The following is an 18,982-nucleotide window of genomic DNA, read 5'->3' as shown; positions in this document are numbered from 1 at the left end:
TTTGCCTTACTCAATATTCTGCACTTGTTCGCGCATCTGTTCGATCAACACTTTGAGGTTGACCGCCGCCTGTGTGCTGCGCGGGTCGAAGGCTTTGGAGCCCAGTGTGTTGGCTTCGCGGTTGAGTTCCTGCATCAGGAAGTCCAGGCGCCGGCCGGCCGCGCCGCCGGACTTGAGCACCCGGCGGACTTCGATGATGTGAGTGCTCAGGCGATCCAGTTCTTCGGCCACGTCGCTTTTTTGCGCCAGCATGACCATTTCCTGCTCGAGACGTTGCGGGTCCAGCTCGGCTTTCATGTCGGCGAAACGGTCGAGGACTTTTTGGCGTTGGGTGGTGAGCATCTGCGGCACCAGTTCGCGCAGGGTCACCACGTCTTCTTCGATCGAGGTCAGCCGTTCATTGATCAGGCGAGCCAGCTCCGCGCCTTCGCGCTCGCGGCCGGCCTTCAGTTCTTTCAGGCACTGATTGAACAGAGTGAGCGCTTGGGCGTTCAGCGCTTGCGGGTCGATGGCGTCAGCGACCAGCACGCCAGGCCACGCCAGCACTTCAAGAGGATTGAGCGCTGCCGGATTTTTGATCAGGCCCGCGATGGTTTCTGCCGCCGCGACCAGTTGCGCCGCGCGCTCGCGATCAATTTGCAATGGCTTTCCGGTGCTTTCCTCGGTAAAGCGCAAGGTGCATTCGAGTTTGCCTCGGGAGATACCCTGGCGCAGCGCTTCGCGGACCGCGCCTTCGAGGTCGCGAAAGGATTCCGGCAGGCGCAGGTGCGGTTCCAGGTAACGGCTGTTGACCGAGCGCAGCTCCCAACTCAGGGTGCCCTGGGCGCCGGCGTTCTCGACGCGGGCGAAGGCGGTCATGCTGTGCACCATGGAGGAACCTCGCAATACGGGCCGGCGCCGGATGGCAGACCCGCTATCAATAAATGTGAGCCAGTGAATAAAGTCGACGGGCAGCAAAGGCGCAGGATTGTAGCGCAGTGACGCGGATGCGCCCAAACGCCGGCTGTGACAAAGGACTGCACGCCGTCGGTAAAGCGATGTCCTACAAACATATCGGAGTCTTCGGTCGTCACCCGCCGTGATTAGAACTGCCCACTGGCGGCATGCGGCTCTATAATGCTCCGCAGTTTTCCGTCCCCGTACAGGTATCCCTTATGAAACGTCCAAGTGGTCGCGTTGCCGATCAGCTCCGCTCGATCCGCATCACCCGCAACTACACCAAACACGCCGAGGGATCTGTACTGGTCGAGTTCGGTGATACCAAGGTGATCTGCACCGTCAGCGTTGAGAATGGCGTGCCGCGCTTCCTCAAGGGGCAGGGGCAGGGTTGGTTGACCGCCGAGTACGGCATGCTGCCACGCGCCACCGGCGAACGTAACCAGCGTGAGGCCAGCCGTGGCAAGCAGGGCGGTCGGACTCTGGAAATCCAGCGCCTGATCGGCCGTTCGCTGCGCGCTGCCCTGGATATGTCCAAGCTGGGCGACGTGACCCTGTACGTCGACTGTGATGTGATCCAGGCCGACGGCGGCACCCGCACCGCGTCCATCACCGGCGCCATGGTGGCCCTGGTCGACGCCTTGAAAGTAATCAAGAAGCGCGGCGGCCTGAAAGGCGGCGACCCGCTCAAGCAAATGATCGCTGCCGTGTCGGTGGGCATGTACCAGGGCGAGCCGGTCCTGGACCTCGACTACCTGGAAGATTCCGCCGCCGAGACCGACCTGAATGTCGTGATGACCAGCACCGGTGGCTTCATTGAAGTCCAGGGCACTGCCGAAGGCGCGCCGTTCCAGCCGGAAGACCTGAACGCCATGCTGGAACTGGCGAAGAAAGGCATGACCGAGATCTTCGAACTGCAGAAAGCCGCCCTGGCTGACTGAATCGCTGTTCACAGCAAAGGAGAGCGCCATGAGTGACGAACAACCGCTGCTTCCCACCCCGAGCCGAGAAGCTCGCCAGTGGGCGATGTTGTGTCACTTGTCGGCGTTTCTTGGTGTCTGGTTTCCCTTCGGGCATTTGCTGGGGCCGCTGATTCTCTGGCAGCTCAAGCGCGAAAGTGATCCGTACATCGATGCCCAAGGCAAAGAGGCGCTGAATTTCCAGATCACCGTGGCGTTGGTTTCCGGTATCTGCTACTTGCTGATGCTAGTGATTATCGGCTTCGCGTTGCTGCCACTGGTGCTGATCGGCGCGATGGTTCTGTCGATCATTGGCGGGATCAAAGCCAATGAAGGCGTGCCGTATCGCTATCCGTTCACGTGGCGGTTGGTGAAGTAAAAGCCTGGCGCAAAAAAAAGCCGACTGTGAAGTCGGCTTTTTTGTGGCTGCGAACCAACGCTTAGATGGTCAGCGTCCAGTCATAGTCCACGATCAACGGGGCGTGCTGCGAGAACCGTGGTTGACGCGGCAAGCGTGCGCTGCGAACGAAGCGCCGCAGACCCGGCGTCAGGATCTGGTAGTCGAAGCGCCAGCCGAGGTTCAGCATCTCGGCTTGTTCGTTATCTGGCCACCAGCTGTACTGATCGCCTTCGCGGCTGACTTCGCGCAGGGCATCGACATAACCCATGTTGCCGACAATCTCGTCCATCCAGGCCCGTTCCGGCGCCAGGAAGCCCGGTGATTGCTGGCTGTCGCGCCAGTTTTTAATATCCAGCTTCTGCTGCGCCACGTACAGCGAGCCACAGTAAATGTACTCGCGACGCTTGCGCCGTTGCTTGTCCAGGTAACGGGCAAAATCGTCCATTAGCTTGAACTTCTGGTTCAAATCTTCATCGCCGTTCTGCCCCGAAGGAAGCAGTAAGGTCGCGATGCTGACCTTGTCGAAATCGGCTTGCAGGTAGCGCCCGTAGCGGTCGGCCGTCTCGAAACCGAGACCGCTGATGACAGCCTTCGGTTGCAGCCGCGAATACAAAGCCACGCCACCTTGGGCAGGAACTTCGGCATCGCAGGCATAAAGGAAGTATCCATCCAGTTGGAAGGCTGGATCGTCCAGTTCAAAGGCGGAGGCGCGGGTGTCCTGCAGGCAGATGACGTCGGCATTCTGTGCTTGCAGCCAACTGAGCAAACCGCGCTCGACTGCCGCCTGAATACCATTGACGTTCACACTGATGATCCGCATAAATGGCCCCAAAAATCGCGTGCGTGTATGATACACGGCGTCAAGCTAATTAGCTAAATCCGTGGTATTTGGGGTTTTTTTCATGCAGGCGTATCAGCGCGATTTCATTCGTTTTGCCATCGATCGCGGCGTATTGCGCTTCGGTGAGTTCACCCTGAAGTCCGGGCGCACCAGTCCTTACTTCTTCAATGCCGGCCTTTTCAACTCCGGTTCGGCGCTTGCGCAACTGGGGCGTTTTTACGCGGCGGCCATCGTTGAGAGCGGCATCTCCTTCGACGTACTGTTCGGCCCGGCCTACAAAGGCATCCCGTTGGCGGCGACCACCGCCGTGGCGCTGGCCGAGCACCATAACCGTGACTTGCCTTGGTGCTTTAACCGCAAGGAAGCGAAGGCCCACGGCGAAGGCGGGAGCCTCGTCGGTGCACCATTGACCGGCGAAGTGCTGATCATTGACGACGTGATCACCGCCGGCACCGCCATCCGTGAAGTGATGCAGATCATCGCCTCCCAGGACGGCGCAAAAGCGGCGGGCGTGCTGATCGCGTTGAACCGCCAGGAGCGTGGCAATGGCGAATTATCGGCGATCCAGGAAGTGGAGCGTGATTTCGGTATCCCGGTCATCAGCATCGTTTCGCTGAACCAGGTGCTGGAGTTCCTCGCGGATGACCCGCAACTCAAGCAGCACTTGCCCGCGGTGGAAGCCTACCGGGCACAGTTCGGCGTATGAACAACAGGCCTTGCGCAAGCAGGGCCTTTTTTTGCGCGGTGTTTAATGCAGCTTGAACCACTTGGCGCAGAGCTGCGCCGTGAGCATCAGGTTGTACAGCGCAAACAGCAGCAGTGCGACCACAACCATCACGTACAGCGTGCGATCGACGTCGAAATCCCACAGATCCAGGACGCTGGTGTCGATCACCCGCCACGCCGCTGGCAAGTTCACATAAAACAACCCGACGAACATGCCGGACAGCGGCAGCGCACAGCCCAACAGTGCGCGTCGAGCCTTGTCCCGGCTGCGTTTTCTCGCCTGCGGCCCTGCCTGGCGTTCATCCAGTTGCAGGGCTTCATTAACCTGCGGCCAGGCCAGGTTGAAGAGGAAGGTGGTCAGGGTCAGCAGCAAGCCACTGACCGCGACGATGTCACTGAACAGGATCCAGCCCCAGTTGGCGGCACAGCAATGCGTGGGAATCTTCGCTGATTTCAAACTGCCCGGCGCTGCCCTTGCGTTTGGTGATCGGTTTGAAGGTCGGCTCGTTCTGAGTGATCAGCATGTTCAATTCATCCTTGATCACGTCCGAGTGAATCACCACCAGGTACACCGTCTGCGCGTGCTCCGCCGACTCAATCACCGCCCGCATGCTGTGTTGCAGGATGTCGTCGAGCTGATTGCGAAAGCGTGACACCGTGTTTTTCAGCAGCGTTTTGCTTTGGCTCTGCGTGAGCTGAAAGATCGTCGAGATCTGCGATTCGGTCGGCAGCGTTTGCCCGAAGTAGCTTTGAATCAGATACAACAAGCGATCCTGCTTGGCCTCGTCCGCCCGGCTGGGCATGCCGCCTTCAACCAGCATCTTCAGGTATTCGGTCAAGCTGGCCTTGGCGATGCGCTGCAAGGCATGAGCGATTTCGCCGTCGGAAATGCGCAAGGTCTTTTTGACCGGCTCCTTTTGTTCCTGGTCGAACGCATGGGCATCAATCGTGAAGGAGATCTGCATGGTTCTGGCTCTCCTGGATCAGTCTTTGCTCGCAGGGCGGGTGACCACGGCCTGGTTGGTCGCAGCCAGCGTTTCGGTGGTCTCGGGATAAGGATCTTGGACAGCATCGCCTTGCCCGGTCAGGATATTCCAGCCATTGATCAAGTGCGTGCTGGGTGTGAAGTCGGGGCACGGCGGCAGCGAAGATTTCGACTGGTTGCTGTACTGGCGTCCGCAATCGGCGCACGCGTAAGTACCGGCCGACACATCGCTGCCGTAAGGGACGTTGTTTTTCTGCATGGGGAAGATCTCCAGTGGATTCACGGAAGATCCTAAGCAGATAAATTCCGGCGTGATGTCGGACGTTTCGCTGATTTAAGTAGGGCGTTTCCCGCGCGCATAAAAAGACCGCAGGCTTCACCGTTTCCTACAGGCGTTTCATACGCTTGCAGAGGACAGCCAGGCCTGCGGTCGTTTTATGCAGTCGCTCAGTGACGTTTGCGGTTGCTGATCAAAGTACCCACGCCGGTATCGGTGAAGATTTCCAGCAGGATCGCATTCGGCACGCGACCGTCGATGATCAGCGAACTGCCGACGCCACCCTGGACCGCTTCCAGTGCGCAGCGGATCTTCGGCAGCATGCCGCCGTAGATAGTGCCGTCGGCGATCAATTCGTCGACCTGGGCGGTGCTCAAACCGGTCAACACCTTGCCTTGCTTGTCCATCAGGCCGGCAATGTTGGTCAGCAGCATCAGTTTCTCGGCTTTCAGGGCCTCGGCGACTTTGCCCGCGACCAGGTCGGCGTTGATGTTGTACGACTCACCGTTGGCGCCTACGCCAATCGGCGCGATTACCGGGATGAAATCGCCCTTGACCAGCAGGTTCAGCAGATCGGTGTTGATCCCGACCACTTCCCCCACTTGGCCGATGTCGATGATTTCCGGCTGGGTCATCTCCGGGGTCTGGCGGGTCACGGTGAGTTTCTTCGCCCGGATCAATTCGGCATCCTTACCGGTCAGGCCGATGGCGCTGCCGCCATGACGGTTGATCAGGTTGACGATGTCTTTGTTGACCTGGCCGCCGAGCACCATTTCCACCACGTCCATGGTCTGCGCGTCGGTGACGCGCATGCCGTCGATGAAGTGGCTTTCGATCGACAGGCGCTTGAGCAAGTCGCCGATTTGCGGGCCGCCGCCATGCACGACCACCGGGTTGATGCCCACGGCCTTCATCAGCACGATGTCGCGGGCGAAGCCGGTTTTCAGCTCCTCGCTTTCCATCGCGTTGCCGCCGTATTTGATCACCAGGGTCTTGCCGACGTAGCGTCGGATGTACGGCAACGCTTCGGACAGGACCTTGGCGGTGTTGGCGGCGGCTTCGCGTTCGAGGGTCATTCGGGGCTCCGGCACTTCAAAAGGCGCTTCAAAAATCAGAACGGTAGTTGGAGATCAGGTGCAACACGTTTCAATTGGCTGTGGAACACGTCCTTGATGCGCTGCAGTTCCGCCTCGTCGTCAGCCTCGAAGCGCAGCACCAGCACCGGCGTGGTGTTGGACGCGCGCACCAGGCCCCAGCCTTTGGCGTAGTCGACCCGCACACCGTCGATAGTGGTCAGGTCAGCACCGTCGCCCCATTGGGCGTCGTGCAGTGCATCAATGATGCTGAATTTGCTCTCTTCGGTCACATGGATATTGATTTCCGGCGTGGAAATATCATTCGGGAAGGTCGCAAACAACGCCTCCGCGCTGAGTTTTTCCTTGCTGAGGATTTCCAGCAGCCGCGCGGCGCTGTAAATGCCGTCGTCGAAACCGAACCAACGTTCCTTGAAGAAGATGTGCCCGCTCATTTCACCGGCGAGCAGTGCACCGGTTTGTTTCATTTTCTTTTTGATCAACGAGTGACCGGTCTTCCACATTAGCGGCCGACCACCATATTCCTTGATCAGCGGCGTCAGCCGGCGGGTGCATTTGACGTCGAAGATGATTTCCGCATCCGGATTGCGCGCCACCACGTCGCGGGCGAACAGCATCAGCAGGCGATCCGGGAAAACGATGCTGCCGGTGTTGGTCACCACGCCGACGCGGTCGCCGTCGCCGTCGAAAGCCAGGCCGATGTCGGCGTTGGTTTCCTTGACCTTGGCGATCAGGTCGACGAGGTTTTCCGGTTTGCCGGGGTCCGGGTGGTGGTTCGGGAAGTTGCCGTCGACTTCGCAAAACAGCGGGATCACTTCGCAGTTCAGCGCTTCGATCAGTTGCGGGGCAATCACCCCGGCCGCGCCGTTACCGCAGTCGACCACCACTTTCAGGCGGCGGGCGAGTTTGATGTCCTGGACAATTTCGGTGTTGTAGCGGTCGAGGATCTCGACCTGGGTGATGCTGCCCTGGCCGCTGCTCAGGTTGTTGGTCTTTAGGCGATCGTGCAGGGCCTGGATCTGTTCGTTGGCCAAGGTGTCGCCGGCAATGACGATCTTGAAACCGTTGTAGTTCGACGGGTTGTGGCTGCCGGTGAGCATTACCCCGGACTTGCCCGCCAGCACATTGGCGGCGTAATACAGTGCAGGAGTCGGCACCAGGCCGACGTCGCTGACGTGACAACCGCTGTCGGCGATGCCCTTGATCAATTGTTCGACCAGTTCCGGGCCGGACAGGCGGCCGTCGCGGCCGACGTTAACGTTAGGTTCACCCTGGGCGAGACTTTCGGAGCCGATGGCGCGGCCGATCCAGTAAGCGGTTTCAGCGTTCAAGAATTCCGGGACGGTGCCACGGATATCGTAGGCGCGGAAGATGCTGTCGGGGAACTTGGGGGCGACGCGGACGGGGGTGCTCATCTGTGGAAATGCTCCATCTTGAAAGTGGCTGGACAGGCCGGCGAATCAACCGCCGGCTGGTTCAAACTGAAAGGTAAGACGGTGTTTTCCACAGAGAGTTCGTGGTGGTTAAAGGCCATGCCACCGACGTTTGCCGTCTCAGCGACTGCCCGAATGCCCGAAACCGCCCGCGCCGCGCTCGGTTTCGACGAACGCCTCCACCATCTCGAAATGCGCCTGAACCACCGGCACCAGCACCAGTTGGGCCAGGCGTTCGCCGACCTCAAGGGTGAAATCTTTGTCGCTGCGGTTCCAGCACGACACCATCAACGGACCCTGGTAATCGGAGTCGATCAGACCCACCAGGTTGCCGAGCACGATGCCGTGTTTATGGCCGAGGCCGGAGCGCGGCAGGATCAGCGCCGCCAGGCCGGGATCGCCGATGTACACCGACAGGCCGGTGGGGATCAGCAGGGTTTCGCCCGGCTTGATCACGGTGTCCTGTTCCAGCATGGCGCGCAGGTCGAGGCCGGCGGAGCCCGGCGTGGCGTACTGCGGCAGCGGGAATTCGGTGCCAATGCGGGGGTCGAGGATTTTGGCTTGCAAAGCGTGCATACGAATTAAACCTGGTTCAGCCGGTCGGCGATAAAAGTGATCAGTTGGCGAGCAATCTTGCTCTTGCTGGTCTGGGCGAAGAGGGTGGCGTGCAGTTGGCGATCGATCACGCTGCAGGCGTTTTCTTCGCTGTTGAAGCCAATGCTCGGGTTGGCGACGTCATTGGCGACGATCAAATCGAGGTTTTTGTCTTGCAGCTTGCGTGCTGCGTAGTCGAGCAGGTGTTCGGTCTCGGCGGCAAAGCCGACACTGAAGGGGCGATCCGGACGGGTGGCGATGGTGGCGAGAATGTCCGGGTTGCGGACCATTTGCAGCAACAAGCCGTCGCCTTTCGTAGGATCTTTCTTGAGTTTCTGTGGGGCCACGACTTCCGGGCGGTAGTCGGCCACCGCCGCGGAGGCGATGAACAGGTCGCAGGGGATCGCTGCTTCACATGCCGCCAGCATGTCGCGGGCGCTGACCACGTCGATGCGCGTGACGCGATCCGGGGTCGGCAAATGCACCGGGCCGGTGATCAGGGTCACGCGGGCGCCGGCTTCCACCGCTGCTTCGGCGAGGGCGAAGCCCATTTTGCCGGAGCTGTGGTTGGTGATGTAGCGCACCGGGTCGATGTTTTCCTGGGTCGGGCCGGCGGTGATCAGCACGTGCTTGCCGGTCAGTGCCTGACGCTTGAAGCAATCGGCAGCCAACTGCGCCAGGTCGGTGGCTTCAAGCATGCGGCCCAGGCCGACATCACCGCAGGCCTGGCTGCCAGAAGCCGGGCCAAAGACCTTGAGGTCGCGACTTTCCAGCAATTGCAGGTTGGCCTGGGTCGCCGGGTCGCGCCACATCGCCTGATTCATCGCTGGCGCCAGCGCCACTACAGCATCGGTGGCCAGCACCAGGGTAGTCAGCAGGTCGTTGGCGATGCCTTGCGCCAGGCGTGCGATCAGGTCGGCGGTGGCCGGCGCGATCAGCACCAGATCGGCCCACTTGGCCAGCTCGATATGGCCCATTGCTGCCTCGGCAGCCGGGTCAAGCAAGTCGAGGTGAACCGGGTGGCCAGACAGGGCCTGCATGGTCAGCGGCGTGATGAACTCACTGCCGCCACGGGTCATGACCACGCGCACTTCAGCACCCTGGTCCATCAGTCGGCGGACCAGGTCGGCACTCTTGTAGGCAGCAATGCCGCCGCCGACGCCCAGAACGATGCGTTTCCGATACAGCCGCTGCATAGGCCTGCCTTTCAAATTCAATGATGACAACAAAGCGATGTGGGGCGAATTCGCCCACAAAAAAGATGGGCTACGATATCACAGCGACCGCTACGGAACAGCGGCGCCCACAGACATGGAGGTGTTATGAGCATTCGCGATTGGCCAGCGGCAGAGCGGCCGCGGGAGAAACTTCTGGAGCAGGGCTCGGCAAGCTTGTCGGATGCCGAGTTGCTGGCGATTTTTCTACGGACCGGCGTCTCCGGTAAAAGCGCCGTAGACCTGGCGCGGCATCTGTTGCATCAATTCGGCAGCCTGCGCGCCTTGCTGGAAGCCGATCAACCAACCTTTGCCAGCCAACTCGGCCTCGGCCCGGCAAAATTCGCCCAGTTGCAAGCGGTGCTGGAAATGGCCCGCCGCCACCTGGCCGAACGGTTACGACAGAACTCGGTGCTGGACAGCCCCTTGGCCGTGCGCGATTACCTCAAGGCCATGCTGCGCCACGAGCCGCACGAAGTATTCGGTTGCCTGTTTCTTGATTCCAAACATCGGGTGCTGGCGTATGAGGCGCTGTTTCGCGGGTCGATCGACACCACCAGCGTTTACCCGCGCCAAGTGGTCAAGCGCGCCCTGGCGCACAACGCCGCGGCGCTGATCCTCTGCCACAACCACCCGTCGGGCAGCACCGACCCCAGCCAGGCCGACCGGGTGTTGACCAAGCGCTTGCAGGAGGCGCTGGAATTGATCGATGTGCGGGTACTGGACCACTTCATCGTCGGCGACGGTGATCCGCTGTCCATGGCGGAGTACGGGTGGATGTAGCGGGGCCGCGAAGTCGGGTGAGGCCATGTGGGAGCGAGCCTGCTCGAAGGCGTCGTGTCAGTCAGTACCAATGTCTACTGAAAGAATGATTTCGCGAGCAGGCTCCCTCCCACGGGTTTTGCGGTGTGCTGATTACTTGAGGTTGACCTTGGAGTAATCCTGCCGCCCAAACGGGCTGACCGAGTAACCCTCGACATCCTTGCGTGTCAGCGCGTATGCGGTCGGGTGCGCCAATGGCAACCACAACGCCTGTTGCTGGATCTGTGTCTGCGCCTGCTCGTACAGCTTGGTGCGCACGCCTTGTTCGCTGGTGGTTTTGCCAGCGCTGATCAGCTTGTCCAGGCCGGCGTCGCAGTAGCGGGAGAAGTTGGTCCCGGATTTCACCGCCGCGCAGGAGAACTGCGGAGTGAGGAAGTTATCCGGGTCGCCGTTGTCGCCGGCCCAGCCCATGAACAGCAGATCGTGCTCGCCGGCCTTGGCGCGGCGGATCAGTTCGCCCCATTCGATCACGCGGATTTCCGCCTGGATGCCGATTTCCGCGAGGTCTGACTGCAACAGTTGTGCGCCGAGGCTCGGATTAGGGTTCAGCAGGCTGCCGGAAGGGCGGGTCCAGATGGTGGTTTTGAAGCCGTCCTTGAGGCCGGCCTTGGCCATCAACGCGCGGGCCTTTTCCAGGTCGTGCGGGTAGCCGGGCAAGCTCTTGGCGTAACTCCAGGTGTTCGGCGGGTAGGGGCCGTTGGCGGCCTCGGCGGTGTTCTCGAACACGGCTTTAAGGTAATTGGTCTTGTCGAAGGCCAGGTTGACCGCCTGGCGCACTTCAACTTTGTCGAACGGCGGATGCTGGCTGTTGATCGCCAGGAAAGCGGTCATGAACGCGTCAGTTTTTTCGACTTTGAGCGTCGGTTCTTTTTCGGCGGCTTGCACATCCAGTGGTTTTGGTGACAGGGCGATCTGGCATTCGTTGCGTCGCAACTTCTGCAGCCGCACGTTGGCGTCCGGGGTGATGGCGAAGATCAGCGGATCCACCGACGGCTTGCCGCCGAAATATTCCTTGTTGGCGGCATAGCGGATCGAGGCGTCTTTCTGGAAACGGGTGAACACGAACGGGCCGCTGCCGATCGGCTGACTATTGAGCTTCTCCGGCGCGCCGGCCTTGAGCAGTTTATCGGCGTACTCTGCCGAGTAGATCGAGGCGAAGCCCATGCTCAGGGTGGCGAGGAAGGTCGAGTCCGGGTGATCGAGGGTGAAGCGTACGGTCAGTGGATCGAGGGCATCGATCTTCTTGATCAGCGCCGGCAACTGCATCGACTGCGCATGGGGGAATCCGCTCTGGGCCACTTTGTGCCAGGGGTTCGCCGGGTCGAGCATGCGGTCGAAGCTGAACTTGATGTCTTCGGCGCTCAACTCGCGGGTCGGGCTGAAGTAGTCGGTTTTGTGGAATTTCACCTGCGGGTGCAGCTTGAACACGTAAGTCAGGCCGTCGGTGGACACCTCCCAGCTGTCCGCCAGGCTCGGGACCACTTTGCCGCTAGCGGTGTCGAACTCCACCAGGCGATTCATCAGCACATCGGCCGAGGCGTTGGTGGTGGTCAGTGAGTTGTACTGCACAACGTCAAAACCCTCGGGGCTGGCCTCGGTGCAGACACTGAGGGCAGCGGCTTGGGCCAGTGGGCTCAGCAGCAGAGGGGCAAGCAACAGCGGTAGGGCAGCAAGGCGCATGGTCGGTTCCTTTACAGATCGAAGGCCCATCTGCGAGTGCAGTCTGGAAAAGGCTTACCCTAGTGGGCTCTTTTACAAATGACTATCCCCTTTTTCATTTTATGCGGAGTAAAGTGGCAGGCTTGCCGGCACTGCCTGGTGTGAAACCTCGATTTTTGTGGACGCGCTCGCGCTTCTGCGACGAGCGGTCACCAGCGCTCCCGGCCTTTGTCCTAGGCCCTTACGCGCAGAAAAACAGGCTTTTTACGCAGTGATGTCACAGCGGTTGTTGTTGCTCTGTGGTCTTTCTGGTATAAAGCAGCGCTCTTTTCTAGGGGCCCGGTTCCTTCGTTTGTAGGTGTAGCCGGTAAGACCCCTAAAGAAACGCGGCGCCTGGCGCCAAATGACTGAGAGATTAAGCGGCCAACCCATGCCGGGTTGGGCATGTGGTTTTAGAGGGCTGAGGCATGTCGAGAGTCTGTCAAGTTACCGGTAAGGGTCCGGTGACTGGGAATAACATTTCCCACGCAAATAACAAAACCCGTCGTCGTTTCCTGCCGAACCTGCAGCATCACCGCTTCTGGGTCGAAGAAGAGAAACGTTTCGTGCGTCTGCGCGTATCTGCCAAAGGCATGCGTATCATCGACAAGCGTGGCATCACTGTCGTGCTGGCCGAAATCCGCAAAGCTGGCAAGATCTAAGGGAGCTAATCATGCGTGAATTGATTCGTTTGATTTCGAGCGCCGGTACTGGTCACTTCTACACTACCGACAAGAACAAGCGTACTACCCCGGACAAACTCGAGATCAAGAAATTTGATCCGGTTGTTCGCAAGCACGTGATCTACAAAGAAGGCAAAATCAAGTAATTGATTTTCTCCTCTTACAAAAAAGGCCCGTATCGCGAGATACGGGCCTTTTTTGTCGCCTGCAGATTATGAGGCGCCTGGCTGTACCCCTTCGCGAGCGGGTTCGCTCCTACGGTGTCCGCGTTCAAATAATTGCGCGCAAAAGCGTCGGACTGGTGCAACAAGCACGCTCAAGCCTTCTGCTCAAACACCACATAAATCTTGCGGCAGGTTTCCAGCACTTCCCAAGTCCCGCGGAAGCCGGCGGGGATGACGAAGCGATCGCCCACGCGCAGGGTTTTGCTGTTGCCGTCATGGTCGCGCAGGACTGAAACACCCTGAAGGATTTCGCAATATTCGTGCTCGGTGTAATTGACCATCCATTGCCCGACCTCGCCTTCCCAGACGCCGGCACTCATTTGCCCGCACGGACTGTTGTAATGGTTGTACACCGATTGCTCGGGATCGCCCTTGAGCACTTTGGTCGGATCGGGGCGGTAGCGCTCAGGTTGCGGCGTGGCCTGGCTGAAATCGACGACATCCTGAATGTTCATGCTGGAATTCCCCGTAGTAACGGTGCGAAGTGGCTGGACAGTCCGAAGTCTATGTTTATTAAAATGAACATCGCAAGGCCGTTTAGCGCGCTTATGTCAAATATATTGAAACAACACTGGTCGCTGGTTTAGGGTGGCGGGTGCCTTGGGCCGAAAGCAGGCTGGCCAGGCAGAATTCCTGAAGAGGCCACTGAACACCCGTGGCGCTCCGTATTCAATGAGAGGAGGACACTCGCATGACCACCCTGACCCGTGCCGACTGGGAACAACGCGCCAGCGATCTGCAGATCGAAGGCCGCGCCTACATCAATGGCGAATACACCGACGCCGTTTCCGGCCAGACCTTTGAATGCATCAGCCCGGTCGATGGCCGTCTGTTGGGCAAGATCGCCAGTTGCGATCTCGACGACGCTCAGCGTGCGGTGGAAAACGCCCGCGCCACCTTCAATTCCGGCGTCTGGTCGCGCCTGGCGCCGACCAAACGCAAAGCCACCATGATTCGTTTCGCCAGCCTGCTGAAACAGCACGCCGAAGAACTCGCCCTGCTTGAAACCCTGGACATGGGCAAGCCGATCAGTGACTCGCTGTACATCGACATCCCCGGCGCCGCGCAAGCGTTGAGCTGGAGCGGTGAAGCCATCGACAAGATCTACGACGAAGTCGCGGCCACCCCGCACGACCAACTCGGCCTGGTCACTCGCGAGCCGGTTGGCGTGGTCGGCGCGATCGTACCGTGGAACTTTCCGCTGATGATGGCCTGCTGGAAACTCGGGCCGGCACTGTCCACCGGTAACTCGGTGATCCTCAAGCCGTCGGAAAAGTCTCCGTTGACCGCCATCCGCATCGCCGCGTTGGCCGTTGAAGCCGGTATCCCGAAAGGCGTGCTCAACGTGCTGCCAGGTTACGGTCACACCGTCGGCAAGGCGTTGGCGTTGCATAACGATGTCGACACCCTGGTGTTCACCGGTTCGACCAAAATCGCCAAACAGCTGCTGATCTACTCCGGCGAATCGAACATGAAGCGCGTCTGGCTCGAAGCCGGCGGCAAGAGCCCGAACATCGTGTTCGCCGACGCGCCGGACCTGCAAGCCGCTGCCGAATCGGCGGCCAGTGCCATCGCATTCAACCAGGGCGAAGTCTGCACCGCCGGTTCGCGCCTGCTGGTGGAGCGTTCGATCAAGGACACTTTCCTGCCGCTGGTGATCGAGGCGCTCAAGGCCTGGAAGCCGGGCAATCCACTGGACCCGGCGACCAACGTCGGTGCGCTGGTCGACACTCAGCAGATGAACACCGTGCTGTCCTACATCGAGTCCGGCCACACTGACGGCGCCAAGCTGGTAGCGGGCGGTAAGCGCATCCTGCAAGAAACCGGCGGCACCTATGTCGAACCGACGATTTTTGACGGCGTGAGCAATGCCATGAAAATCGCTCAGGAAGAGATTTTCGGCCCGGTGCTGTCGGTGATTGCTTTCGACAGCGCAGAAGAAGCCATCCAGATCGCCAACGACACGCCTTATGGGCTGGCCGCAGCGGTATGGACCAAGGACATCTCCAAGGCACACCTGACCGCCAAGGCGTTGCGCGCCGGCAGTGTTTGGGTCAACCAGTACGATGGCGGCGACATGACCGCGCCGTTTGGTGGCTTCAAGCAGTCGGGCAATGGTCGCGATAAATCGCTGCACGCTTTCGATAAGTACACCGAGCTGAAGGCGACCTGGATCAAGTTGTAAGTCCAGAGCACCCTGCAGGAAAAATGTGGGAGCGAGCCTGCTCGCGAAAAGCGGTCTGACAGTCGACGACAATGTTGAATGTGCAACCGCCTTCGCGAGCAGGCTCGCTCCCACAGTGTTTTTGCCGTGAAAAATAATGATCCACAGGAGCGTGGAAATGCGTTGGGCGACTTATTTCGCCGTGTTGGCGTCCGTCCTCAGTGTCGGCCTGGCCCTCGGGGTCAGCATGCCGTTGGTGTCGTTTCGTCTGGAGAGCTGGGGCTACGGCTCGTTCGCCATCGGTGTAATGGCAGCGATGCCGGCGATCGGCGTGTTGCTTGGGGCGAAGATTTCCAGTCGCCTGGCCGCTTACTTCGGTACCGCCAACCTGATGCGCCTGTGTCTGTGGGCCGGGGCGCTGTCGATCGGGCTGCTGGCGCTGTGGCCGAGTTACCCGGTCTGGCTGCTGTTGAGGCTGATGATCGGGGTGATCCTGACCATCGTCTTCATCCTCGGTGAAAGCTGGATCAACCAGTTGGTGGTCGAACAGTGGCGCGGGCGCCTGGTGGCGCTGTACGGCAGCAGTTACGCCCTGAGCCAGTTGGCCGGCCCGGTGCTCCTGGGCTTTATGGGTACCGACCACGATTATGGTTTCTGGGTCGGCGTTGGCCTGCTGATCGCCTCGCCATTGCTGCTGCTCGGACGCAGCGGTGCGCCGAGCAGTGAGGCGTGCAGCGTGACCTTTCGTGACCTCTGGGCGTTCTGTCGCGGCCTGCCGGCAATCGGTTGGGCAGTGTCACTGTTTGCCGCGTTCGAGGCGATGATTCTGACCCTGCTGCCGGTCTACTGCCTGCGTCAGGGGTTCACGGCGGAAATCGCCCTGGCCATGGTCAGTACGGTGGTGGTCGGCGATGCCTTGCTGCAATTGCCAATTGGCGCACTGGCGGATCGCATTCCCCGGCGTACCTTATTCGCCGGTTGCGCGGTCATCCTGCTGTTGTCGAGCCTGGCGATTCCGCTGTTGATCGACAGCTTGCTGATCTGGCCGTTGTGGGTGCTGTTCGGCGCCAGCGCAGGGGGCTTGTTCACCCTGTCGCTGATCCTGATCGGCGAGCGTTATCGCGACGATGCGCTGGTGCGTGCCAATGCGCACATCGCGCAACTGTGGGGCATCGGCTGCCTGGTCGGCCCACTGGTGGCTGGCGCCGGCAGCCAGTGGGTCAGTGGCCACGCCTTGCCGCTGTTCATGGCGGCGGGGGCGTTGGGGCTGGTGATTTTGTTGATGCGCCAAGGGGCCTTCGGCGCCGCGCCGGAGCCGGCTTAGAGCATCCGCTCCAGGCCGACGCTGGTGCTGAACCACGCGTTGAAACGCCGCCACCAACTGCCCGGCTCCTGGGTCAAGGTGTGCATCTGGCCGTTGTCTTCGGTGACCCACACCACGTGTCCGTCCTGTAATTTCGCCTCGTAGGCCAAGGGCGGCGCCATGCCTTGCAGGGCCAGTTCGCGCACATGCGCGGCGAGTTCGGGGCTGTCCACCAGCACGCCGACTTCGGTGTTCCACAGCACCGAACGGGGGTCGAAATTGAACGAGCCGATGAAGGATTTCTGCCCGTCGAAGATGATCGCCTTGCTGTGCAGGCTCGAGTCCGAACCACGATAAGACTTGCCATAAAACAGATGCGGGCCGCTGCCGCCGCTGCCTTCGTCCCCGGGTTGGCGGCGCAATTCGTAGAGCTTCACACCGTGTTCCAGCAGGGCCTTGCGATAGGGCGCATAACCTCCGTGCACGGCGGGCACGTCGGTGGCCTCCAGGGAGTTAGTCAGCAAGCTCACCGAAACGCCTGCGTCGGCGCGACCGGTCAGGTATACCAAGCCCGGTTGCCCGGGCACGAAGTACGCGGAAATCAGCACCAGTTCCTTGCTGACCCCGGTCAGCTCCGGCGCCAATTGCGTGGTCAGCAGCAATTGCGGGTCCGGCTCGTCCTTGGCCAGCACCTTGCTCGGCGCATCCCATAAGGCCTGGTTCCAGGCCCAGATCAACTCCGAGCGCCACAGGTCCATGCGCGGGTGAGTGGTGTAGGTCATCAGCTGTTGGTAGAGCGCGTGATTCTGTTTGCGGGTTTCTTCCAGCGACTCCTCCAGGCGCGTGCGGGTGTTGGCCAAGTCCTTGGCGGTCGGCGGGCTGGAGAGGAACTCGTCGATTGGCTTGCTCAACGCGCTGTTCCAGTACTGATCGAAACTGTGCCCCAACTGCTCGGCCACCGGGCCAATGCCGAGCATGTCGATGTCAGTGAAGTTCATGTTCGGCTCGGCGTCGAAATACTCGTCGCCCAGATTTCGGCCGCCGACGATCGCCGCGCTGTTGTCCGCCAGCCATAACTTGTTGTGCATGCGCCGGTGTTGCAGCGACAGGTTGAACAGCCGCCCTGCGGCCCTCGTCACGCCGGTGCTGCGGCCCAAGTGCAGTGGGTTGAACAGGCGAATGTGAATCTGCGGATGCGCGGCAAGGGTGGCAATGGCCTGGTCGAGGCCGTCGCTGGTGGTGTCGTCCAGCAGGATGCGCACGCGTACGCCGCGATCGGCGGCCTTGAGCAACTCATCCACCAGCATGCGGGTACTGACGCCGTCGTGGACGATGTAGTACTGCAGGTCGAGGCTGGTTTGTGCATTGCGGATCAGTTCGGCCCGCGCCATGAACGCTTCGCTGCTGTTGGACAGCAGCCGAAAACCCGACTGGCCCTTGTAGGGCGCCGCCTGGGCCTGGATCGAACGGCCGAACGCGGACTGCGCGGCCGGCAGTGCCTGGCTCGGTTCGCGGGGAGCATCGAAGGTCGCGCAGCCACTCAGCGACAGGGCCAGAAACAGGGCAAGGGGCAGGACCGTACTTGATCTCAAGGCGGATTCTCTGTGGGCGGGGCGAAGGCCGAAGTATGGCACGGCGTCGGGTGACGCCGTATCTGACAGATCAAGTGCCGCCAAGTTGTCAGTCACACGCCGAAAATGCGTAGAAGCTACACGGTCAGTCGGAAAAGCCTGATCGTTTGGGCGAGATGTCCTACAGAAAACACGCCTTAAACGGGGAATGATCGCTGCGCATCCGGCGCTTTGCGTGTCCGGAATTTCCGGTCACGAAGGCGCCTGCATTGATGCAGCCCACTTTTCACAGGATGTGTACATGAACAAGATTTTTTCCGCGCTGGCCCTGGCCACCGCAGTCGCGCCTTTCACGGCGCAGGCAGCCAGCGTTGACCTGACCGTCACTGGCACCGTCATCCCCACGGCTTGCATCCCGGCGTTCGCCAGCGGCACTAACGTTGATCTCGGGCGCATCTATTCGGCTGCCCTTGACCCCATTGCGCAGAACGATCTGCCGCCACGGGATATCACCCTCAAGGTCGCCTGCGATGCTCCGGCGGCGGTGGAAATCGCGGTCACCGATAACCGTGGCGCCACCAAAGTGCCGGGCCTGGCGTTCAATGGCCGCCTCAACGACGACCTCTACTATGGCCTCGGCAGCACGCAAGGCATCGGCATCGGTGGTTTTGGTTTGTTGACCGGCCAACCGAACACCGATGGCAATGCGCAAACCTTGCTGGCTCGTTCCCCCGCTGATCCGGCATGGCGGGTGCCGGTCACCGGCCTGGTGGCCAATGCGCCGATCTCTTATTCGTGGGGCCCGAGTGCGGTTACCGGTCCGGCCGCTGCTCGCCTGCACACCTTCCCGATGAAAGTCGCCGCGGTGATTCGCGCCACTTCCGAGCTGCCACCGACCACCAGCGATTTCCCGCTCGACGGTTCGGTGACATTTGACCTGTTTTACCTCTGAGCCGACGGATCGGCCGGGTCAAACACGCCGCGCCGCCGCCTCGATAGGTTCGCCCTGAGAGGGCCGGCGCGGGATGTCATCGAGCACCGACGGATGTGGTGATCCC

At 60.6% G+C, this 18,982-nt stretch carries 20 protein-coding genes and 1 pseudogene; 9 read left to right on the top strand and 12 right to left on the bottom strand.

Annotated features, from left to right (window positions below; translation table 11 throughout):
- Positions 1-6: 6 nt before the first annotated feature.
- A complete protein-coding gene (locus RG836_RS06280) occupies positions 7-870 on the bottom strand; it encodes a YicC/YloC family endoribonuclease (protein WP_310844117.1) in 864 nt (287 codons plus the stop codon).
- 284 nt (positions 871-1,154) lie between these two features.
- On the opposite strand from RG836_RS06280, the gene rph reads away from it, so the two are divergent.
- The gene (gene rph, locus RG836_RS06275) at positions 1,155-1,877 is read left to right on the top strand and encodes a ribonuclease PH (RefSeq protein WP_310844115.1); all 723 of its coding nucleotides are present in this window, start codon (positions 1,155-1,157) and stop codon (positions 1,875-1,877) included.
- Positions 1,878-1,905: 28 nt separating this feature from the next.
- Complete coding sequence (locus RG836_RS06270; protein ID WP_310844113.1) at positions 1,906-2,274, top strand: DUF4870 domain-containing protein; 369 nt, start codon at positions 1,906-1,908, stop codon at positions 2,272-2,274.
- A gap of 61 nt (positions 2,275-2,335) precedes the next feature.
- Here RG836_RS06270 and RG836_RS06265 read toward each other — a convergent pair whose 3' ends face one another.
- Entirely contained in the window at positions 2,336-3,115 is a 780-nt protein-coding gene (locus tag RG836_RS06265) for an exodeoxyribonuclease III (protein ID WP_017125545.1), read from the bottom strand.
- A gap of 82 nt (positions 3,116-3,197) precedes the next feature.
- Here RG836_RS06265 and pyrE point away from each other — a divergent pair, with 82 nt between their 5' ends.
- A complete protein-coding gene (pyrE, locus tag RG836_RS06260) occupies positions 3,198-3,842 on the top strand; it encodes an orotate phosphoribosyltransferase (protein ID WP_150734013.1) in 645 nt (214 codons plus the stop codon).
- Positions 3,843-3,884: 42 nt separating this feature from the next.
- On the opposite strand, the gene RG836_RS06255 is transcribed toward pyrE, so the two are convergent.
- The 7 genes and pseudogenes from RG836_RS06255 to coaBC form a co-directional block, all read right to left on the bottom strand.
- Positions 3,885-4,268: a hypothetical protein gene (locus tag RG836_RS06255; protein ID WP_310844447.1), complete on the bottom strand. Its 384-nt coding sequence runs from the start codon at positions 4,266-4,268 to the stop codon at positions 3,885-3,887.
- A complete protein-coding gene (locus RG836_RS06250) occupies positions 4,255-4,827 on the bottom strand; it encodes a hypothetical protein (RefSeq protein WP_310844109.1) in 573 nt (190 codons plus the stop codon). Before RG836_RS06250 ends, RG836_RS06255 begins: the two co-directional genes overlap by 14 nt.
- 18 nt (positions 4,828-4,845) lie before the next feature.
- Complete coding sequence (locus RG836_RS06245) at positions 4,846-5,106, bottom strand: hypothetical protein (RefSeq protein WP_310844107.1); 261 nt, start codon at positions 5,104-5,106, stop codon at positions 4,846-4,848.
- Positions 5,107-5,294: 188 nt separating this feature from the next.
- Positions 5,295-6,200: an acetylglutamate kinase gene (argB, locus tag RG836_RS06240; RefSeq protein ID WP_310844105.1), complete on the bottom strand. Its 906-nt coding sequence runs from the start codon at positions 6,198-6,200 to the stop codon at positions 5,295-5,297.
- A 35-nt stretch (positions 6,201-6,235) separates the two neighbouring features.
- A pseudogene (locus RG836_RS06235) lies at positions 6,236-7,639 on the bottom strand (phosphomannomutase/phosphoglucomutase); the annotation flags it as partial.
- Positions 7,640-7,771: 132 nt separating this feature from the next.
- Entirely contained in the window at positions 7,772-8,227 is a 456-nt protein-coding gene (gene dut, locus RG836_RS06230) for a dUTP diphosphatase (RefSeq protein WP_310844103.1), read from the bottom strand.
- Positions 8,228-8,232: 5 nt separating this feature from the next.
- Positions 8,233-9,441 (bottom strand): bifunctional phosphopantothenoylcysteine decarboxylase/phosphopantothenate--cysteine ligase CoaBC, encoded by a 1,209-nt coding sequence (gene coaBC, locus RG836_RS06225; RefSeq protein ID WP_310844101.1) that lies wholly within the window; start codon positions 9,439-9,441, stop codon positions 8,233-8,235.
- A gap of 126 nt (positions 9,442-9,567) precedes the next feature.
- Here coaBC and radC point away from each other — a divergent pair, with 126 nt between their 5' ends.
- Positions 9,568-10,242 carry a RadC family protein gene (gene radC, locus RG836_RS06220; RefSeq protein ID WP_310844099.1) on the top strand — a complete coding sequence of 225 codons (675 nt, stop codon included), beginning with the start codon at positions 9,568-9,570 and terminating at the stop codon, positions 10,240-10,242.
- A gap of 132 nt (positions 10,243-10,374) precedes the next feature.
- On the opposite strand, the gene RG836_RS06215 is transcribed toward radC, so the two are convergent.
- The gene (locus tag RG836_RS06215; RefSeq protein ID WP_310844097.1) at positions 10,375-11,961 is read right to left on the bottom strand and encodes an ABC transporter substrate-binding protein; all 1,587 of its coding nucleotides are present in this window, start codon (positions 11,959-11,961) and stop codon (positions 10,375-10,377) included.
- 446 nt (positions 11,962-12,407) lie between these two features.
- Here RG836_RS06215 and rpmB point away from each other — a divergent pair, with 446 nt between their 5' ends.
- Both rpmB and rpmG read left to right on the top strand, forming a co-directional pair.
- The gene (rpmB, locus tag RG836_RS06210) at positions 12,408-12,641 is read left to right on the top strand and encodes a 50S ribosomal protein L28 (protein ID WP_007894701.1); all 234 of its coding nucleotides are present in this window, start codon (positions 12,408-12,410) and stop codon (positions 12,639-12,641) included.
- Between the two features lie 11 nt (positions 12,642-12,652).
- Positions 12,653-12,808, top strand: coding sequence for a 50S ribosomal protein L33 (rpmG, locus tag RG836_RS06205; protein WP_095057645.1), 156 nt, complete (start codon positions 12,653-12,655; stop codon positions 12,806-12,808).
- A gap of 170 nt (positions 12,809-12,978) precedes the next feature.
- Here rpmG and RG836_RS06200 read toward each other — a convergent pair whose 3' ends face one another.
- On the bottom strand, positions 12,979-13,341 hold the full coding sequence (locus RG836_RS06200; protein ID WP_310844094.1) for a cupin domain-containing protein: 363 nt from the start codon (positions 13,339-13,341) through the stop codon (positions 12,979-12,981).
- A gap of 236 nt (positions 13,342-13,577) precedes the next feature.
- Between RG836_RS06200 and RG836_RS06195 the strand changes: the two genes are divergently transcribed.
- Together RG836_RS06195 and RG836_RS06190 are read left to right on the top strand one after the other, a co-directional pair.
- Positions 13,578-15,071 (top strand): aldehyde dehydrogenase, encoded by a 1,494-nt coding sequence (locus tag RG836_RS06195; RefSeq protein ID WP_310844091.1) that lies wholly within the window; start codon positions 13,578-13,580, stop codon positions 15,069-15,071.
- A 157-nt stretch (positions 15,072-15,228) separates the two neighbouring features.
- Positions 15,229-16,374: an MFS transporter gene (locus RG836_RS06190; RefSeq protein WP_310844090.1), complete on the top strand. Its 1,146-nt coding sequence runs from the start codon at positions 15,229-15,231 to the stop codon at positions 16,372-16,374.
- On the opposite strand, the gene RG836_RS06185 is transcribed toward RG836_RS06190, so the two are convergent.
- A complete protein-coding gene (locus RG836_RS06185) occupies positions 16,371-17,945 on the bottom strand; it encodes a phospholipase D family protein (protein WP_310844088.1) in 1,575 nt (524 codons plus the stop codon). The genes RG836_RS06190 and RG836_RS06185 overlap by 4 nt on opposite strands.
- A gap of 280 nt (positions 17,946-18,225) precedes the next feature.
- On the opposite strand from RG836_RS06185, the gene RG836_RS06180 reads away from it, so the two are divergent.
- Entirely contained in the window at positions 18,226-18,876 is a 651-nt protein-coding gene (locus tag RG836_RS06180; protein WP_310844086.1) for a DUF1120 domain-containing protein, read from the top strand.
- The last annotated feature ends 106 nt before the right edge of the window (positions 18,877-18,982 follow it).

The sequence above is a fragment of the Pseudomonas rhizozeae genome (genome assembly GCF_031583775.1).
Taxonomy (GTDB): domain Bacteria; phylum Pseudomonadota; class Gammaproteobacteria; order Pseudomonadales; family Pseudomonadaceae; genus Aquipseudomonas.
The sequence above is the reverse complement of the archived record's forward strand: the minus strand, read 5'-3'. Positions and strand labels throughout refer to the sequence as shown.

What these genes read in the sequence shown, in the direction of transcription:
- rph (WP_310844115.1), top strand. Translation starts at nt 1,155, where the DNA reads ATGAAACGTCCAAGTGGTCGCGTTGCCGATCAGCTCCGCTCGATCCGC.
- coaBC (WP_310844101.1), bottom strand. Translation starts at nt 9,441, where the DNA reads ATGCAGCGGCTGTATCGGAAACGCATCGTTCTGGGCGTCGGCGGCGGC.
- RG836_RS06265 (WP_017125545.1), bottom strand. Translation starts at nt 3,115, where the DNA reads ATGCGGATCATCAGTGTGAACGTCAATGGTATTCAGGCGGCAGTCGAG.
- RG836_RS06280 (WP_310844117.1), bottom strand. Translation starts at nt 870, where the DNA reads ATGGTGCACAGCATGACCGCCTTCGCCCGCGTCGAGAACGCCGGCGCC.
- dut (WP_310844103.1), bottom strand. Translation starts at nt 8,227, where the DNA reads ATGCACGCTTTGCAAGCCAAAATCCTCGACCCCCGCATTGGCACCGAA.
- RG836_RS06195 (WP_310844091.1), top strand. Translation starts at nt 13,578, where the DNA reads ATGACCACCCTGACCCGTGCCGACTGGGAACAACGCGCCAGCGATCTG.
- RG836_RS06200 (WP_310844094.1), bottom strand. Translation starts at nt 13,341, where the DNA reads ATGAACATTCAGGATGTCGTCGATTTCAGCCAGGCCACGCCGCAACCT.
- pyrE (WP_150734013.1), top strand. Translation starts at nt 3,198, where the DNA reads ATGCAGGCGTATCAGCGCGATTTCATTCGTTTTGCCATCGATCGCGGC.
- RG836_RS06190 (WP_310844090.1), top strand. Translation starts at nt 15,229, where the DNA reads ATGCGTTGGGCGACTTATTTCGCCGTGTTGGCGTCCGTCCTCAGTGTC.
- RG836_RS06215 (WP_310844097.1), bottom strand. Translation starts at nt 11,961, where the DNA reads ATGCGCCTTGCTGCCCTACCGCTGTTGCTTGCCCCTCTGCTGCTGAGC.
- RG836_RS06270 (WP_310844113.1), top strand. Translation starts at nt 1,906, where the DNA reads ATGAGTGACGAACAACCGCTGCTTCCCACCCCGAGCCGAGAAGCTCGC.
- rpmG (WP_095057645.1), top strand. Translation starts at nt 12,653, where the DNA reads ATGCGTGAATTGATTCGTTTGATTTCGAGCGCCGGTACTGGTCACTTC.
- argB (WP_310844105.1), bottom strand. Translation starts at nt 6,200, where the DNA reads ATGACCCTCGAACGCGAAGCCGCCGCCAACACCGCCAAGGTCCTGTCC.
- radC (WP_310844099.1), top strand. Translation starts at nt 9,568, where the DNA reads ATGAGCATTCGCGATTGGCCAGCGGCAGAGCGGCCGCGGGAGAAACTT.
- RG836_RS06245 (WP_310844107.1), bottom strand. Translation starts at nt 5,106, where the DNA reads ATGCAGAAAAACAACGTCCCTTACGGCAGCGATGTGTCGGCCGGTACT.
- RG836_RS06250 (WP_310844109.1), bottom strand. Translation starts at nt 4,827, where the DNA reads ATGCAGATCTCCTTCACGATTGATGCCCATGCGTTCGACCAGGAACAA.
- rpmB (WP_007894701.1), top strand. Translation starts at nt 12,408, where the DNA reads ATGTCGAGAGTCTGTCAAGTTACCGGTAAGGGTCCGGTGACTGGGAAT.
- RG836_RS06180 (WP_310844086.1), top strand. Translation starts at nt 18,226, where the DNA reads ATGAACAAGATTTTTTCCGCGCTGGCCCTGGCCACCGCAGTCGCGCCT.